This is a genomic window from Caballeronia sp. TF1N1 (genome assembly GCF_022878925.1).
GTDB lineage: Bacteria > Pseudomonadota > Gammaproteobacteria > Burkholderiales > Burkholderiaceae > Caballeronia.
Window position 1 is genome coordinate 50,982 of sequence record NZ_CP084629.1, and the last position, 17,559, is coordinate 68,540.

The 17,559-nt window shown below is 61.4% G+C and carries 14 protein-coding genes; 5 read left to right on the top strand and 9 right to left on the bottom strand.

The window, feature by feature from the left end; genetic code table 11:
- Positions 1-7 precede the first annotated feature (7 nt).
- A complete protein-coding gene (locus LDZ28_RS26395; protein WP_244831458.1) occupies positions 8-541 on the top strand; it encodes an ureidoglycolate lyase in 534 nt (177 codons plus the stop codon).
- A gap of 12 nt (positions 542-553) precedes the next feature.
- Here LDZ28_RS26395 and LDZ28_RS26400 read toward each other — a convergent pair whose 3' ends face one another.
- Positions 554-988, bottom strand: a complete 435-nt coding sequence (locus LDZ28_RS26400) for a response regulator (RefSeq protein ID WP_244831461.1) — start codon at positions 986-988, stop codon at positions 554-556.
- A gap of 2 nt (positions 989-990) precedes the next feature.
- On the opposite strand from LDZ28_RS26400, the gene LDZ28_RS26405 reads away from it, so the two are divergent.
- Positions 991-1,332 carry a hypothetical protein gene (locus LDZ28_RS26405; RefSeq protein WP_244831463.1) on the top strand — a complete coding sequence of 114 codons (342 nt, stop codon included), beginning with the start codon at positions 991-993 and terminating at the stop codon, positions 1,330-1,332.
- Positions 1,333-1,416: 84 nt separating this feature from the next.
- Here the strand turns inward: LDZ28_RS26405 and argG are convergent, their stop codons facing one another.
- Positions 1,417-2,766, bottom strand: a complete 1,350-nt coding sequence (argG, locus tag LDZ28_RS26410) for an argininosuccinate synthase (RefSeq protein WP_244831465.1) — start codon at positions 2,764-2,766, stop codon at positions 1,417-1,419.
- Positions 2,767-3,008: 242 nt separating this feature from the next.
- On the opposite strand from argG, the gene LDZ28_RS26415 reads away from it, so the two are divergent.
- Positions 3,009-3,953: an oxidoreductase gene (locus LDZ28_RS26415; RefSeq protein ID WP_244831467.1), complete on the top strand. Its 945-nt coding sequence runs from the start codon at positions 3,009-3,011 to the stop codon at positions 3,951-3,953.
- Positions 3,954-3,955: 2 nt separating this feature from the next.
- On the opposite strand, the gene LDZ28_RS26420 is transcribed toward LDZ28_RS26415, so the two are convergent.
- The 4 genes from LDZ28_RS26420 to LDZ28_RS26435 all read right to left on the bottom strand — a co-directional run bounded on the left by LDZ28_RS26420 (position 3,956) and on the right by LDZ28_RS26435 (position 10,562).
- Complete coding sequence (locus tag LDZ28_RS26420; RefSeq protein ID WP_244831951.1) at positions 3,956-5,134, bottom strand: YbfB/YjiJ family MFS transporter; 1,179 nt, start codon at positions 5,132-5,134, stop codon at positions 3,956-3,958.
- A gap of 213 nt (positions 5,135-5,347) precedes the next feature.
- Positions 5,348-7,741, bottom strand: coding sequence for a polysaccharide biosynthesis tyrosine autokinase (locus tag LDZ28_RS26425; protein ID WP_244831469.1), 2,394 nt, complete (start codon positions 7,739-7,741; stop codon positions 5,348-5,350).
- Between the two features lie 128 nt (positions 7,742-7,869).
- Complete coding sequence (locus LDZ28_RS26430; protein ID WP_244831471.1) at positions 7,870-9,204, bottom strand: glycosyl hydrolase family 5; 1,335 nt, start codon at positions 9,202-9,204, stop codon at positions 7,870-7,872.
- The gene (locus tag LDZ28_RS26435) at positions 9,201-10,562 is read right to left on the bottom strand and encodes a hypothetical protein (RefSeq protein WP_244831472.1); all 1,362 of its coding nucleotides are present in this window, start codon (positions 10,560-10,562) and stop codon (positions 9,201-9,203) included. The genes LDZ28_RS26430 and LDZ28_RS26435 overlap by 4 nt, the downstream gene beginning before the upstream one ends.
- A gap of 916 nt (positions 10,563-11,478) precedes the next feature.
- Between LDZ28_RS26435 and LDZ28_RS26440 the strand changes: the two genes are divergently transcribed.
- On the top strand, positions 11,479-12,831 hold the full coding sequence (locus tag LDZ28_RS26440) for a glycosyl hydrolase (RefSeq protein ID WP_244831480.1): 1,353 nt from the start codon (positions 11,479-11,481) through the stop codon (positions 12,829-12,831).
- 78 nt (positions 12,832-12,909) lie between these two features.
- Here LDZ28_RS26440 and LDZ28_RS26445 read toward each other — a convergent pair whose 3' ends face one another.
- Positions 12,910-14,397 (bottom strand): SulP family inorganic anion transporter, encoded by a 1,488-nt coding sequence (locus LDZ28_RS26445; RefSeq protein WP_244831482.1) that lies wholly within the window; start codon positions 14,395-14,397, stop codon positions 12,910-12,912.
- Positions 14,398-14,844: 447 nt separating this feature from the next.
- Between LDZ28_RS26445 and LDZ28_RS26450 the strand changes: the two genes are divergently transcribed.
- The gene (locus LDZ28_RS26450; protein WP_244831489.1) at positions 14,845-15,237 is read left to right on the top strand and encodes a RidA family protein; all 393 of its coding nucleotides are present in this window, start codon (positions 14,845-14,847) and stop codon (positions 15,235-15,237) included.
- 17 nt (positions 15,238-15,254) lie between these two features.
- Here the strand turns inward: LDZ28_RS26450 and LDZ28_RS26455 are convergent, their stop codons facing one another.
- Both LDZ28_RS26455 and LDZ28_RS26460 read right to left on the bottom strand, forming a co-directional pair.
- Positions 15,255-16,088 carry a Rossmann-like and DUF2520 domain-containing protein gene (locus tag LDZ28_RS26455; protein WP_244831491.1) on the bottom strand — a complete coding sequence of 278 codons (834 nt, stop codon included), beginning with the start codon at positions 16,086-16,088 and terminating at the stop codon, positions 15,255-15,257.
- Between the two features lie 20 nt (positions 16,089-16,108).
- Positions 16,109-17,557 (bottom strand): aldehyde dehydrogenase family protein, encoded by a 1,449-nt coding sequence (locus tag LDZ28_RS26460; protein WP_244831493.1) that lies wholly within the window; start codon positions 17,555-17,557, stop codon positions 16,109-16,111.
- Between the last annotated feature and the right edge of the window lie 2 nt (positions 17,558-17,559).

Sequence of the window (17,559 nt, forward strand, 5' to 3'; positions counted from 1 at the left end):
GAGACTTATGCCGAACGTCCTTGATATCGAACCGCTCGATCCACTCGCCTGCGCGCCCTACGGCGTGATGCTCGGCACGCCCGCGCTCTCCGACGATCCCGCCACCTACCTGAGCCCCGCGTCCGACTACTGGCGCACGCATCTCTTCGCGCCCGGTGACGATCAGCCTGCGGAGATTCTCTGGGTGATTTATCGCAAGCAGCCTGCGACGGTGGCGCGACTCGAAGCGCATCTTCTGACGCAGCAGGCTATCGTGCCGCTGACCGGGCCGATTGTTCAGATCGTTGCTACATCGAATGCCGAAGGGTTGCCCGATCCGGCAACGCTGCGCGCGTTCGAGATTACGCCGGGCACCGGACTGTGCATGCATCCGCGCACGTGGCACGCGACGAGAGTGGAACAGCCGGAAGTGACGTGCCTGATGTTGACACGCCCGTCCACCACGCGCGATTTAACGGCCCATCTGATTCAGGGCAAAAGTCTGGTTGAATCGAGCATTGCGCAAATACCGTTGTACGAACTGTCTGATCGCGCCGATTAGCAGTCGCTGCACTCACTCTTCGACGATGTCTTCAAGAAGCGCAACAAGGTTGAGCTCACTGTCTCCGCGTCTGAAGTAGCCGTCGAATGCATCGAGCGATCCGCGCAGGCGTAATTCCGCTTCGTCGTAACCGGTCATTGCGATGATGCCCAGATCGCTAGTCGCGCCGATACTCCGAATCACGGACGCAACCGCGAATCCGTCGAATTCGGGCATATTGATATCGAGCAAAATGACGTGCGGCATCCAATCTTGCAATATCTCGATTGCCTCCACGCCGCTGAAAGCGGTTCTTACGTGGAAACCGTCGGCGTCGAGAAGCGCACTTGTGGCGCACGCGCCGTGTTGATTGTCATCGACAACCAATACTCGCGCCTTTTGCGCACTGGTATGCACCTTCCTGGTCGAGAGCCGCCCGGCGATGGCGTTTTCCTGCGATCGGATCATGCATGCGCTCCGGCGTGAGAATCTCTCCGATAATGACGAACGCCTCGCTCATTGTCTATTTGTTTGCGATTATGGATTTAAGCGGAATGATTCGGAAGTTTCATTTCGCGGGTAACTCTTCCCTTTATTCGAAGCCCACTTTCCCGATGGCGCGCGCCGCAACCGAAAATCACGCGAATAGTGCATGTTTTGATTTAGCTAAAGACTTGGCGAGAAAGCGCGCCTTCATAAGAAAACCGCATGACACGCTGACCCGTAAAATCGATTTTTTCGAAACGGGATTTTACGGCTGGAGGTTTTTACTGGCGCTCGAATGCATGCGGATGCTTTATTCGCGCGGCTGATCGCAAACACGCGCGGCGGCGGAACGCCAAACCAAAAAAAAGCGGGAGCCAGATTTTCACCTGGCTCCCGCGCGTTCTTACGCGTTACTCCTTGGAACCCGCCTTCGATGGCTCATCCAGTTGCGGAAGAGCCGAGGTATCGCCCGGCGTCAAAAGGCCGACTTGCGCATACACGCGAAGTTTCTCGCGCGTGTCGTCGATATCCAGGTTACGCATGGTCAACTGGCCGATCCGGTCGCGCGGCGAGAACGTCGACTGCACCTTTTCCATGGACAGGCGTTCCGGTTGATACGTCAGATTCGGCGACTTCGTGCTCATGATCGAGTAGTCGTTGCCGCGGCGAAGCTCGATGGTCACTTCACCCGTCACGGCGCGCGCCACCCAGCGCTGCGCGGCTTCACGCAGCATGATGGCCTGCGAATCGAACCAGCGGCCTTGATAAAGCAGGCGTCCGAGCCGGCGGCCGCTTTCGCGATACTGCTCGATCGTGTCTTCGTTATGGATACCCGTCACGAGCCGCTCATACGCGATCTGCAAGAGCGCAAGTCCGGGCGCCTCGTAAATGCCACGGCTCTTAGCCTCGATGATGCGGTTTTCGATCTGATCGCTCATGCCGAGCCCGTGACGCCCGCCGATTCGGTTTGCCTCCAGCAGCAGCGCGACTTGATCGCCGAATTCCACGTCGTTGATCGCGGTGGGCACGCCTTCGTCGAAACGCACGGTGACGGTCTCGCGCGCGATCTGCACGTCGTCACGCCAGAACGCCACGCCCATGATCGGCTTGACGATCTGCATGCCGCTTTCGAGGCTTTCCAGATCCTTGGCTTCGTGCGTTGCGCCGAGCAGGTTCGAATCGGTCGAATAAGCCTTTTCCGCCGACATCTTGTAGTCGAACCCTGCCTTGCGCATGAATTCGGACATCTCCGCGCGGCCGCCCAGTTCGTCGATGAAGGTCTGGTCGAGCCACGGCTTGTAGATCTTGAGATCCGGGTTCACCAGCAGCCCATAACGATAAAAGCGCTCGATGTCGTTGCCTTTATACGTGCTGCCGTCGCCCCAGATATTCACGCCGTCCTGCTTCATCGCGGCGACGAGCATGGTGCCCGTCACGGCGCGGCCGAGCGGCGTCGTATTGAAGTAGGTCACGCCCGCGGTGGAAATATGGAACGCACCGGATTGCAGCGCCGCGATGCCCTCGGCGACGAGCTGCGCGCGGCAGTCGATCAGGCGGGCGTTTTCCGCGCCGTATTGCATGGCGCGGCGCGGGATTTCCTCGTAGTCGTCCTCGTCGGGCTGGCCCAGATTGGCCGTGTATGCAAACGGAACTGCGCCTTTGAGACGCATCCAGTGCAACGCGGCGCTGGTATCCAAACCGCCGGAAAATGCAATTCCGACGCGTTGCTGAACGGGGAGGCTTTCGAGAATCGTGGTCATTTGAGGGTTACCTGGATTACCTGGACAAGCGCCGACATATTACCTGACGCGGGGGCCCACGCCCGCAGCGGGGCCCGATCTGGACAGCGAAAAAGCGAAGTAGCGATTGTCGGCGATTCGCCCGCCGTTGTCGAATCGCCGAAAATTGGCGTCCGATGCGGCGATCGCTCGGGCCTCTTTGCCGCGCGCCGTGCACCGCGCATGGCATAGTGACCGCTGTTCGCACTGAGACCCGCACGCACATGAGCAAACCCTGGAGTATCGATGACATCGCGTCGCAGACGGGCCGCCGGGTCATCGTCACCGGCGCGAATAGCGGCATCGGCTATCACACCGCCGCCGTGCTGGCCCGGCACGGCGCCGAAGTGGTACTCGCATGCCGCAATCCGCAGCGCGGCGCACAAGCGCTCGCGCGGCTGCAACGGGAAGTGCCCGACGCGCGCGTGCAACTCGAACAACTCGAACTCGCGGATCTTTCCTCGGTCCGCGCTTTCGCCGACCGTCAGCTCGCTTTACGCAAGCCGCTCGATATCCTCGTCAACAATGCGGGCGTCATGGCGCCGCCGCGCCGCGCCGAAACCGCCGATGGCTTCGAGCTTCAATTCGGCACCAACGTGCTCGGGCACTTCGCGCTGACCGGCCTGCTCTTGCCCGCAATCGAAATGGCGGCGGAAAGCGCGTCCGAGCGCCCGCGCATCGTCACGATTGCATCCATCGCGCACAAGACGGGACGGCTCGATTTCGACGATCTCCAGGCAACGCGTCACTATTCGCCGATGTCGTCGTACCGCCAGTCCAAGCTCGCCAACCTCATGTTCGCGTTCGAACTCGACCGTCATTTGCGTGCGGCGGGATCGCGCGTGATGTCGGTGGCCGCGCATCCGGGCGTAGCCAACACGAACCTGTTTCGCGACGATCGGTCGGCTGTGAGCCGGGCGGCGCGCACCGTGTTGAGCGGGTTTATCGGCGCGTTATTGAACAGCGATCTGAGCGGCGCGCTGCCAACGCTGTATGCAGCGACCGCGCCCGATGTCGTCGATGGCGGTTACTACGGACCGCTCGGGTTATTCGAAGCACGCGGCGACACCGTGGGACCGGCGAAGGTTGCATCGCAGGCACTCGATAAAGACGCGGCCAAACGCCTGTGGGAAGCATGCGAGGCGTTGACGGCGAAGGCGTTCGAGTGAGTTTATCGCGCCATCGCGCTTTGCAACGGCTTCTGACTTGCAGCGAGAATTGCACCGAGGACGAGCAGCATCGCCGAGTAGAGCATGCCTCGTTCGAGCCCCGCGCCGTCCGATACCCATCCGATCACAATAGGGCCGACGATCTGCCCGAGCGCGAACACGATGGTGAACGCGCTGATTCCCCTCGCCCACTGATCGGCCGGCAAGTTGTGCCGCACGAACGCTGTCGTTGCCGCGACCGCGGACAAGAAAGTTGCGCCGAATAAGAGACCCGAAGCGAAAGCCGCCACGGGATGCATGAAGAGCGCGGGCACGAGCGTGGCGATACCCAATAGCGCGTTGAGCACCGCGAGCGCCTGGCCGCCGCGCATGCGGTCGAGCAGCCCGGACCACAGACGCGCCGAAACCACGGTGGCGGCGCCGAGCAAGACATAGAAGCTCGTGATGACAGTCGCGCTCATCGAGGCGTTGCGAAGCAGCGCGACGATGAACGTCATGTAGCCGATGTAACCAACGCCGAAGAGCGTGTATCCCGCAAGCACGAGCCACATGCGCGACACTGCCACCGTTGCGCTCGGAGGCGCCGCATTCGCTTCGGCACCGCGCGCAACTCTTGCATGATTCGATTCGATCTTGCGCGCCGCCACGATCGCCCCGGCTGAACAGAGCGCGCAGACTGCGGCGAGCGCAAACCACGCGTATTGCCATCCATGCACACGCGGCGCCACCGTGAAAGGCACGAGCACCGCCGACGCAAGGATGCCCCAGCCCGTGCCTCCGTAATACAAGCCGAGCAAGAGCCCGGCCCCGCGCGTGGAAAGCGATGCAAGCCGCGCCGCCAGCACGCCGCCGCTGATGAAGATGAGCGCGCTGCCGCAGCCGGTGGCAACGCGCAGGAACAGCAGCAGCCAGGTCGAGAACGCGAGGCCGCTTGCGGCCATTAACAACGTCGTTGAAGCGCAGCCTGCGAGAAGCAATGCGGAAGGCGGCCATCGGCGGGACATGCGTGGAAAAGCCAGCGCGCCTAGCAAGTAGCCGAATGCATTGGCGGTGTTCATCGCGCCTGCTTGCGCGAAGCTCCAGCCGAGGTCGAGCTTCATCGCGGGCAACAACAGCGCGTAGGAAAAGCGGGCCAGCCCCAGCGCGATCGCGCTTCCCAAGGACAACGCAACGGCCAGCATGAGCGCGCGCCCGTGTTCGAAGTGTTCTTCCGTGGACGAAGACTCGTGCCTCGATTGCCGGTCTACCGCTCGTTTTATCTGCGACGTCACTCTCGTTTCCTTGGCGCGTTTTGCGTGACGTTATCACAGCGTTCCCGCCAATGCGAAAGGCGCCGCATATGCGGCGCCCGTTCGCAAGGCCAGCGATGAGCAGGGCGTTCGCCCCGCCCTTCTTTAACGCGTGGCCGTCGTGAAGCCGTACTCTTCGCGCGCGCCGTAACGTCCCGGCGCAAAGCCGTTGAACACGTGACCGCCGATCTTCGCGCCGACGTTGCGCAGGCGGCGCAGCGTCTCTTCCAGTTGGCGTGCGCCAGTGAGATCGGCACGCGACACGAGCAGCACGAGATCGCAGTTCTGCATCGCGATGGATTGCGCGTCGCCAACAGGCAGCACCGGCGGCGAATCGATCACGATGTAGTCGTAGATACCACGCACCATCGCCAGCATTTCCTGGAAGGCCGGGCGTCCAAGCAGCTCTGCCGGGTTCTCCGGATAAAGCGCGCCTGCGTCCATCATCGAAAGGCCGCTCGTGCCAATCCGCACGATGGCATCTTCGACGCGTGCCGAACCTTCGAGCACTTCGGCAAGGCCCGGACCCGTGCGTCCGTCGACGAGATGACGCAGCCGGCCCTGACGCATGTCCGCATCGATCAAGAGCACCGAAGCCTGCGTCTCGGCGAGCAGATAAGCGAAGTTCGACGACACGAAGCTCTTGCCCACACCCTGCGTCGGTCCCGTGAAGAGGATGATCTTGCCTTCGTGGTTGTCTGCATCGACCACATAGCCCGAGTTCATCACGCTCATGTTCATCGAAGGCATGGCGCTCAACGTGGACATGGGGTTCATCGGCGCGGTCGGGTTCATCGGGTTCCAGCTATTGAGCGCGGGATGAGCCGTCATCGGCACGCCGTTCAGCATTGCACGAACGCTGCTGCGCAAGGAGCGCAATGCTTCGATGCTCGGGTCGGTCGGGCTCGTCATGGCAAGCAGCTTGGCCGGTGCGGCGTTGTGCGTCAGTGCGCGAACGTCCTGGCGCAATTGCGCTGCGGAGCGGGCAACCACGGCGAGGCGCGGGATTTCCGAGAAGCTGTCGATCTCTTCGGGGCTGCGCAATTCGCGGCGATTCAACGCGATCAGATAGATCGCCACCGTGCTCACGAACAGACCACCGAAGATGGAACCGAGCAATACGATCCACGCACGCGGCCACGATTGCTTCTCGGGCGCGAGCGCCCAGTCCACCACGGCCACGCCCGGCGGCGTGCTGGCGGCAGCGACTTCGAGCTGCTGCGCGTTGGTCAGCACGCTCGTGTAAAGCTGCGTGGTGACGGCGACATCGCGTGCGAGTTCGACGTACTGACGTTGCACGGTCGGCAGGTTCGCCGCCGTCTTGGCCGTCTCGGCGATCTCGTGCTTCACCTGATTCAATTGCGTGAGCGCGCTCTGATAGTTCTCGTTTTCCGGACGGAACTTGTGCTGCGCGGCGTCCAGCGCGAGCGACAACGTGGTCTGCTGCTCTTCGAGACGGCTCATGCGGGTAATGAGGGCGGTATTCTGCTGCGCCATGTCCACGGTGCCCGTCTGCGTGCGAAATGCGTTCAGGCGGCTTTCGGCGGTTTCGAGATCCTGCTTGAGGCCAGGCAGGCGCTTCTTCAGGAAGTCGAGGCTCGTCTGGGCTTGCGCGGCGCGGCGTTCGACATCGCGTTCCTGATACGTCTTGACGATGGCGTTGACCATCGCTTGCGCGTCGAACGGCGACTCGGCCTGATAGCTCAGATGGATCAGCGACGGATCATGCAGCGACGAATCGCGCGGCGGAATCGACGTACGCATGCGCAGCAACACGTTTTCGAGCGTCATCTGCTGCGAGTAACGCGTGATCTCGAAGCTCACGCCGGGACGTGCACGCAAGGTGTCGATACGCACTTCAGCAGGCGCCTGGCCGTCGACGGTCGAGACCTGGAACGGCACGAGTTCGCCGACGCGGCCCTTGGCGAGCTGCTTGTCGTCCTTGTCGAAGAGTGTCCACTGACCGTCCTTGTCGGCGACCACGTGGAATTTGTTGCGATAAGCCGCGCTCGGAATGTTGAAGACGCCGGCCTTCATGCGCTCGCCGCCCCATGCGTAGGAATCGAGACCGAACGGTGCAGGCGCGAGTTCGCGGTCGCCTGCATGACGCGAGGCGTACCAGCGGCCGATCAGCGGAAAGTGACTTTCGGTTTCGACGACGACATCCGCGCCGGTCTGCGTGATGGCGCTGGTGACGACCGAGCGCGAGGTCAGGACATCGCTTTCATCGCTCGCGGAGGCGTCTGCCGCCATCGAGCCGGAGACGTCGTTTAGCGAGCTGATCGACGTGCCCGCCTTGGTGCTCTGCACGCGCAAGAGCGCTTCGGCGCGATATTGCGGCGTGGCGAGCAGGACGTAGAGCACGCCAGCGGCGCAACATACGCCAGTTACCGTACCCAGCAGAGTCTTGTGGCGCACGACACTGCGCCAGAGGTCCACGACGCCATCGCCCCGTTGCGAAGCCGCCGTCATTTCGGGCTGCATATTATATGTAAGCATTTTATATCCCAACCAAGAAAACAAAAGTCGTGACGTCAGTGGCAAGGTCCGCCGTCAAACCTAACGTTGTGTGATTCGATCGAAATCGAACTTCAAGTGGCGCGCTGGTCCATTCGCGCCTTGCTGCCTTACTTCGAAGCGATGGTGATGAACACCGGTCCCCGCGCTTCGGTCAACGACAGCGTGCCACGTTCCCCGTGCGGCACGCCGTATACATCGGTGACGATCGCATCAGCCGGCAGATGCGATACATCGAGGTCCATCACGTTCCCATTCCCGTAACACCACACGACGTACTTCGTTGCGTGCGCGCCATCGAGTTTCAGCACGACGTAGCGCGCTTTCTCATCGATGAAATAGCGAGCGTGCACTTCGCCCGCGGTGAAACCGAACAAATGCTTGACTGCGTCGTACGCGGGCAGCTTTGCATTGTTGGCATCGAGCAAGCCGAAGTTGTGCTCCATTTCCTTCGGGTCCGTCCCATCGTCGCGCATGTCGTAGTAGGACGTCAGTCCGACTTGCGCGATCCAGTTCATCAACAGCAGCCGCACCGCGTAGCGAGCTTGCCGCGCTCTTGCTTCGGGTGCGTGGCCGTCGTTGATCTCAGACACATATTCGTATCCAACGCTTGGGTACGACCATTCGGTTGCCCACACTTGGGGGCGTTTTGTATAACCGTTGAGGTCTTCGCGCAACACTCGATAGTCGTCGAGCACGGTTTCCGGATTCTGCTGTCGATACGGATGCACGCTCACCGCATCGGGACCGAGCGGCTTGCCGGCTTGTCGCGCGGTTGCACTCATGTCGCCCACGGCACGGATGAATGCGCGATCGATCTGTTGCACGCCGCCCGTCGCGACGATCGCACGCGGATTGGCCGACTTCGCCGTCGTCACCGCTGTTTCAAGCAACGTGCGATAGGCACGCGGCGAAGGCGGCGCGAGCCAGTACTTCTCGTCGTCCTCTTCGTTCCATACTTCGAAACGCACCGGCGCGTTACGGTAGCGATACGCCGCCATGTGCACGTAGGTACTGAACGCGCTCAATTGCACGACTGAGGTCGGTGGCTGGTCCGGGCTGAAGGCGTAGTGCTTGTAGCCGAGGATGAACAACGCGCCCAGGCCGCGTGCCGAAAGATTGGAGACGAGACCGTCGAAGCCGCCGAAATGCCAGCCATCCGGCGCCTGCACCGCTTCCCAGAAGAGGTCCGTGCGAACGAAGGAGAAGCCGACGTCCTTCACGGCATCGAGCAGATGCAGATCGGCGATTTGATGAATGGCGACGCCCGTATTCGCGCGCGACGCGGCAAAGCCCGGCAACTCGATGTACGGATGCTCCGTCGATTGCGACGCGCCGTCGAGCACGAGCGTCGGTGCGGCAGACGCCGCGTGCAGCGAACCGCAAAGGGAGATGAGCGCGGCAAGCACGATGCGCCGCGCCAAGCTTACGTTGGTCCGGATCACGACGAATGCCTTCCGAACGTATGACGGCTCGCTTCGAGTGCCGCGACCTGCTGGTTCGCGCGGCTCGCTTGCAACCAATGTTCGTTCGACTGTGGCGCGAACCCGTTAAAGCCATAGCCACGCGAAGGCGCTTGCGGATACCACGGGGCAACCGGTCGGGCCATGAGCGCCGGCTGTCGCAGGTAGCTGATGGCGAGACCCAGAAACAGCAGGCAGCCGATCGATTCGCAGATGTCCGTGCTCGCCGCGCTGAAGACGAGATACAGCAGCACCGACCACGCAGCGCGATCGTTCGACGCCGAATTCAACATGAGCCGCACGAGATACACGACGAGCACCAGCGCGCCGACGAAACCGAAGCACGCAATTGCATAGAGCACGGTGTTATCGGCATACGCAACGTTGAAGCCGAACGGGCTTTCGTAATAGCTCGCGGCCGAGCCGAACGCGCCCGGCCCGAGACCGAACCAGATGCGTTCGTGCTTCATGAGACCTTCGATCAGAAGCGGCCATGTGTTGATCATTCGATCCTGGAACGACGACAGCGTGACGTATCCGCGGCTCGCCAGATTGAATGCGGAGGCGGCGAAGAATGCGACGATCGGCAGGACGATCGGGAAGCCGCTCGCCCACAGACACGCTCGCTTGATGCCGCGCGTGGAAAACAGCATGTGCACGATGACGACGATCGCGAGCGACACCGGCGCGGTCTTGTTGGTCGTGGCGTAGATGGTGGCGCCGGCGAGCGCGAGCAGCACGAACTGCAGCGCCTTCGAGCGGATGTGCATCAAAAGCCACGTGGTCAGAAGGCCGGCCATGAGCGCCACCGATGCGCTGTCGCGACCGAATCCCGACAGCCGCGATGCAACGCCGACGTACGAGGACGTGGCCATCGTCACGTTGTGTCCACCGACCGATACGCTTGCGCCCACCCAAGGCAGCTTCAGCATGCTATTGGCGAGAATACCGATGCCGCAAAGCGCGGCGAGTGTGAGCAGTCCGAGGAACGCCGAGCGTCCGTTCATGAGCGCGAGCGTCTCGCGGGACGCCGTGAGTGCGAAAAGCAGAGGCGTCACGCTCCACAGCCAGAATCCGACTGCGGCAGGCTCGACGCCGTGCGACAGCGAAAGGAAGGTCTGCGTAAGCAGATATAGCGCGATAAGCGCGTGCGTCGCCTTGGGCCGCGTGAGAAGGACGTAGAGCACCCAGCCCAACATCAGCACCTTGGGAAGATACGCGGCGGGCGCCATGCCCATCGTCGACGTGTAGTAGCGGATCACGCCGGAGAGCACGTCGCTCGCCACTGCGACGATGAACGTCGCAACCCATAGCTTGTCTTTTAGTGATGCTTTGTTCATCGAGTGACCGTCGCATGTCCGTCGGAAGGAAAAGTCGGTTGCACGATCAAATCGGCAGCCGCTTCGTGTTCTTTGCACGCTTGGCGCAGAGTCGATTCAAGTCTGGCCGGACTCGTCTCAGGACCGAAAATTACCTTTGTACGACAAGTGACTCTGTGCGCGCACGCACGCACGAATTTGCGGGCGACAGCTAAACGTTTGCGCCGCGGTCCAAACCGCCTCTCAAGCACATCGAGCGTGCGGTAAGCCACTTATCGCAAGGTGCCAGTTGAAGCCCGGCTAAAGCTTTAAAGCGAGCGGTTTGAAGGGGGGAATCAACAGGACTCGTGCGCGGTCTATGCGGGCGATTATCTTCGTGCCTTTCGCAACTGATACCGCAGTTGATCGCAGGCGATTAATGCGCAATAAATTCGGCGCTTATCCGGACCGAAAAAGGCACGCTGTCGCATTCCGCCACAGCCTTGGCCACAATGGCGCGCCGACGCTATCGCGTATGAAGATTACAGAATTTCCCGTTATTGAAAGGTTTGAAAACGATTCAAAAGCCAACATCATTTCGCGTCAAACTTTAGGGTGGAAAACAGATTATTTATTCACGGTTTTGTACTATAAAAGTACGTTTTTCCGTTTGGTCCAACTGGTTACATGCTGTTACGTCTTTTATCGTACTTAACGACGTTTCAACTGTGTAACATTCCTCATGACCCCTCCGGCAATAAACGGATGACGGTCGCGCCTTAATTGTCCAGGCGCATAGGCTGATTCGCCTCTCTCTCCCAAAGCACTGCTTACCGAGGTCCTTCAAGGCACTCGGGGGAGACCCTTTGCGCGGTCAGAATCAATGCACACTGAGCCATTATCCAAAATGAAGAATAATCGTCTGGTCGTAATTTCGTGCTATTTAGGCACCCTAATCTTGTCCGCATGCGGTGGCGGTGGCAGTGACGGAACGCCGTCGAGCGTCGTCAACAGCGCAACCGATCCCCTTGCGGTGGTGGATATCGCCAAGCATCCTGCTTCGGTGAGCGGCACCGTCATTCCCCCGGCCACGTCGATCAGCGACTCGTCGGGCGCGGTGTGGACGGTCAAGAGCGGCGTGGTGTATCGCGCCAATCAGAAAGCCGGCTTCTCGCAGGACGTGATCGCGCTGCTTTGGTACGCAGGCAAGATCTATCAGCAGAACGTGAACAAGCTCTGGTGGGTCTGGCAGAACAACACGTGGGCAGTTTCGGCCGATCCGCGCCCTGCAGCTTCGACGCCCGCCAGCACGCCGGCATCGACGAATGCGGGTTCGACTTCGGGCTCTGCTTCCGGTTCGACCACGACAGCCATGCCGTTCTTCGGCGTCAACGAGCACTATGCCTACGGCGGCGTCTATTCGTCGACGCCGCTCAGCACGCAGGCTTCGACCATGGTCGACCTCGGCCTGACGGGCATTCGGCAGGACGTGCACGGTTACGATCAGATCGACACGCTCGCGAACAAGGTCATTCCCGGATTAGGTTCCAGTGTCACGGTGATGCCGCTGATCGATGCCTATCCGTGGGACGATCCTTCGTTGAACGGCAAGACGCCGACCGAAGACAGCGCCTACGCATATGCGTATTCCATGGCCGCTTATGCCGCGACCAAGCTCAAGGGCGTGCCGGTCGTCGAGTTCGGCAACGAGTACGACCTCGACACGCATAACCGCAAGATTGCAAACGATGGCGTGAACGTTTCCGACTACGACAACACCACGTGGCCAATCTGGCGCGGCGCGCTGCGCGGCTATTACGACGGCTGGCGCTCGGTGGATACGGCCGGACAGACGAAGGTCATTGCCACGGCTTCGGCGGGCTTCCTGTACCTCGGCTGGTACAAGGGCATGTTGACAGGCGTGCAGCCGGATGGCTCGACGGGACATCCGAAGGTGAAGACCGACATCATCCAGTTGCACTGGTACTCGGACGGTCTCGATCCTGAGAACACGTGGGGCAAGGACGGCACCAACTACAACGTGCTCAAGATCATGCACGACACGTACAACCTGCCAATCATGTTCACGGAAATTGGCGTGAATATGGACTTTTCGACGGCTCAGGCGCAGGCCTATATCACGAAGACGGTCCCGGAACTTTACGCGGCACGCAGCACGTATAACGTGATCGGCTTCCAGTGGTACGAGCTCTACGACGATCCTACCGGCGACTACGGCATTCTCACGAATAGCGGCGCGAAGAAGGCGATCTATTCGACGATGAAGGCAGCAGTGGCGGCTTCGAAGTAATCGAGTTTTGCTGTAGTACCAAAACACCCGGCGGAAGGTTCAACATGCCTTCCGCCGGGTGTATCGCATTTCAAGGTCTCACGCATTCGCGACCGAAACGCCCGCGCGCTGAAGAATGTGCTGATTACGCGGTGACAAGTTCGCGAACTGCAAACGCTTCCCTGCCTTTCGATAGCGGTCTTGCAACGTTTCGAACGCCACGATTGCAGAGTGATCCGCGACATGCAGATGCTGACAATCGACGATGACATCGTCCGCATCGTTCTGCGGATCGAAAAGGTCCTGAAAATTCGCCGTCGATGCGAAAAACAGGGTTCCGTGCAATACGTAAGTACGTGTGCCCTTTTCATCGGATTTCGACTCCGCGCGGATCTCGCGGGCATGTTGCCAGGCGAAGTTCAACGCGGCGATCACGATGCCGCATAGCACCGCAATCGCCAGATCGGTGAACACGGTGATAACCGTGACCGCAACGATCACGATTGCGTCATTACGCGGCACTTTACCGAGCACACGGAGCGATCCCCACGCGAAGGTCTGCTGCGCCACGACGAACATCACGCCGACCAGCGCGGCGAGAGGAATTCGTTCGATAAACGGCGACAGGAAAAGGATGAACAGCAAGATCATGATGCCGCTCGTCGCACCCGATAAGCGGCTGCGTCCGCCCGAACTCAGGTTGATCATGGTCTGACCGATCATGGCGCAACCGCCCATGCCGCCGAACAAGCCGGATACGATATTCGACACGCCAAGCGCCACGCATTCGCGATTGGGCTGTCCGCGCGTTTCGGTGATCTCATCGGTCAGATTGAAGGTCAGGAGCGTTTCCAGCAAGCCGACAATCGCCATGAGAAGCGCGTAAGGGAAGACGATCCTGAGCGTATCGAGATCGAGCGGTATCGTCGGCAGATGAAAGCTCGGGAACGCGCCCGCGATGTGCGCCATGTCGCCCAGTGTCCGCGTCGGCAAGTCGAGCAACTGGCTTATCAGGCCGATACTCAGAATGGCGACGAGCGCCGGCGGCACCGCCTTGGTGATGCGCGGCAGCAGATACACGATCAGCATCGTCAATGCGACGAGACCCGACATGACCATCAACGGCGTTCCCTGCAACCAGACTTCGCCTTGCGGTGTGGCGCGTTTGAAATGCTCGAGCTGCGCCATGGCAATGATGATCGCGAGGCCATTTACGAAGCCGATCATCACGGGATGCGGCACCATGCGGATCAGCTTGCCGAGACGCAAAAGTCCGAAGACGGTCATCAGCACGCCGCCAAGAATAACGGTAGCGAGAAGATACTGGGCGCCGTGCTCGACCACGAGAGCGACGATGACGACCGCCATCGATCCCGCCGCGCCGGAAATCATGCCCGGTCTGCCGCCGAAAATGGCGGTCAGCGCGCAGATGATGAAAGCGCCGTAAAGGCCCATCAAGGGATTCACCTGCGCGACGAGCGCGAACGCAATGCACTCGGGAACGAGCGCAAACGATGACGTGAGGCCCGCAAGCACATTCGCGGGAACATGCGTGAGCCATTGCTGCTTCAGAGATTGAATCTGCATCGAATGAGTTCCGCAGTCCGCACATGGCGCACTGCGTTTGAAAGCCGGCGCGAAACGCCGATGGTGTCGAACGGAGTCGCCGGTGTCGAATCGACGAGATGGCAGCACGTCGCCTGAAGCAAGCCAGGCGAACGCACCCGTACACGCGAACCCCCAAGGTGCAAAGCCGTCTGAACGGTCGGAGGTTCTCGGAAAGCTACATGGGTGCGTGAGAAATTCGGTGTGGGCGGGAGATCGCCCGGGAAGGCTCGTAGTTTACCCTAATCCGTAAATTCGAGTGATGCGCTTGCCTCCGGCCAGTCATGCAGCATGCGCTTGAATGCAATCGTCGACATTCCACACTTCACTCCAACTCAAAACGTTTCCACTCAGGCATCGGCGATACTGCAATCACACGCCGCTAGCAACTTCGCGGACTCGATGAACAACTCTTTGAGCGTACACATCATGAGCCGGGAAATCATTCGTGTCGAACCGCTTTCAAGCTGGCTCGAGCGCTGGAATGCGCCGACCTCCGCCGTCACGCGTCATCGCGACACGGTGTACGTATCAGGCTTTCCTCCGTTCGATCCGCAGACCGGCGAGATCATGCAAGCATCGATCGAAGTGCAGACCCAACGCGTGCTGGAGCAACTGAAGCTGTGCGTCGAGACGGCAGGTTCATCGCTGGATCAGGTTCTCAAGTGCAACGTCTATTGCACCTCAGTCGCCGCTTTCCCGGTCGTGAACGATATCTACGGACGATTCTTCGGCCCCAATCCGCCCGCGAGAATCTTCGTCAATGTGCCTGCGTGGCCGGGACATTTCGATATCGAGATCGACTGCATCGCGGCGATATAGCGTGCTGACGTGTGCCCTTAACTTCCCCGCACCGTTCCCGTCCGCCCAAGCCGCGCGGCCAGCACGGACAACGCATCGTAGGCTTCGCGCGATACCTCGTCCCACGCTGCGATAGCCCGCGACTGCGCTTCCACCACCGCGCGGTCGCCTCGCGCGGCGGGGCCTGTCAGCGCATCGCGCGGGCCGAGGGCAAGTACGTTATCGACGGAATTGCGCGCAAGCGTATGCATCATGTCCTGAATCAGCGTGTCCGGAATGCCCGCCGCTTGCCACATCTCGACGGACATCGCCGCGAGCACCGGCAAGAAGTTCGACGCCATGACGGCCGCCGAGTGATACAGCGCCTTGCTGCCCGGCTCGATGTCGAAACACCGCGCACCGATCGCGCCCAGCACCTCGCTCCATGCGCCACGCGCGGCGGCGTCGCCTTCCAGACCGCATGGCGTGCCTTCGAACTGGAACACGGAGGTGCCGGGGTTGGCGAAGCTCAACATGGGATGCGCGCTCGCAACGCTCCAGCCGATGCCGCGCAAAGGCGCGAGCGTGTCGGCATCGAGCGCGCCGCTGCAATGCACCGCCACCGATGCGCCCCGGCCTTCGTGCGCGCGAGCGAACTGCTCGGCCACTTCGGCGATGCGCATGTCGGGCACCGACAAGAGCCAGATATCGGCGGGGCGCATCGTGGCCAAGTCTTCGGCTACGCGGCCCGCGCCGATGAAATCGACCGCTTCGGCGGCGCGTTTGGCGTCGGTATCGAAGACATCGCCGATATCGAGCACGCGGTTCGCGACGATCAGATTGCCAAGCGTCGCGCCCACGCGCCCCGCGCCGATGATGTTGAGTTTCGCCATGTTGCGAAAGCGCGTGCGCCTCAACCGTGCCGAATGGCGATGGTCTTGAGGCTCGTGAAGCCATAGAGCGCTTCGAAGCCTTTCTCGCGCCCGTGGCCGCTCGCCTTCACGCCGCCGAACGGCAGTTCGACGCCGCCGCCCGCGCCATAGTTGTTGATGAAAACCTGCCCTGCCTGAAGCTTGCGCGCGAGGCGCAGACCACGCGAGCCATCGCGCGTCCAGACGCCCGCGACGAGGCCGTATTGCGTGCCGTTGGCGAGTCGCACCGCTTCGGCTTCGTCGTCGAAAGGCATGACGGCAAGCACCGGCCCGAATACTTCTTCCTGCGCGAGCCGGCTGTCCGGCGGCACGTCGCGAAACAGCACGGCTTCCTGGAAGAAGCCATTACGCGACGCCTCCGCCGCGATTCTGCCGCGCGCCGCGACACGGATACCTTCGCCTTCCGCGCGTTCGACGATGCCGCGCACCCGCGCCTGCTGCTTCGCGTTGACGAGCGGCCCCATGTCGAGGTCCATCGACGGCGGACCGGAACGCAGCGTCTCGAAGCGCGCGGCGAGCCGCTCGACGACGCTTTCGTAAATGCCGCGCTGGACCAGCAAACGGCTGCCCGCCGAGCAGGTCTGCCCCGCGTTCTGGATGATCGCGTTGAGAATGACGGGCAGCGCTTCGTCGAGATCGGCATCGTCGAAAACGAGTTGCGGCGACTTGCCGCCGAGTTCGAGCACGCTCGGGCAATGACGTTCCGCCGCCGTGCGTCCGACCAGCGCGCCCGTGACCGTCGAGCCCGTGAACGAGATGTGGCCGATGCCCGCGTTCGCCGACAACGCCGCGCCCGCTTCGCTGCCAAGACCCGTGACGACGTTGATCGCGCCCGCCGGAAAGCCGATGTCCGCGGCGATTTCGGCGAGTCGCAGAATCGACAGACTCGCGTCCTCGGCAGGCTTGACCACGCACGCATTGCCCGCCGCGAGCGATGCGCCGACGCTGCGCCCGTAAATCTGCATCGGGTAATTCCACGGGATGATGTGCCCGGTCACGCCAATCGGCTCGCGCACGGTCAACACGGTGAAGCCCGTCGAATAAGGCAAGGTCTCGCCGTGTAGCTTGTCGACGCAGCCCGCGTAGTACTGAAGATAACGCGCCAGCACGGCAGCGTCGGTGCGCGCGGTCTTGAGCGCCTTGCCGGTGTCGCGCGCTTCGAGTTGCGCGAGTTCGTCGCCATGTTCGAGCACGGCGGCGGCATACGCGAACAGAAGGTTCGAGCGCTCGGCCGGCGAGAGTTTGGCCCACGCTCCATCGAGCGCTTCGCCCATTGCGCCGCGCGCGGCGGCGACCGCAGCATCGATATCGGCTGCGTTGCCGCGCGAGATGTGAGCGAACGGCTCGCCCGTGCTCGGATCGATGACATCGAGCGTCGCGCCGCTATCCGGCGCCTTCCATGCGTTGCCGATGAAGTGTTGATATTCCATGT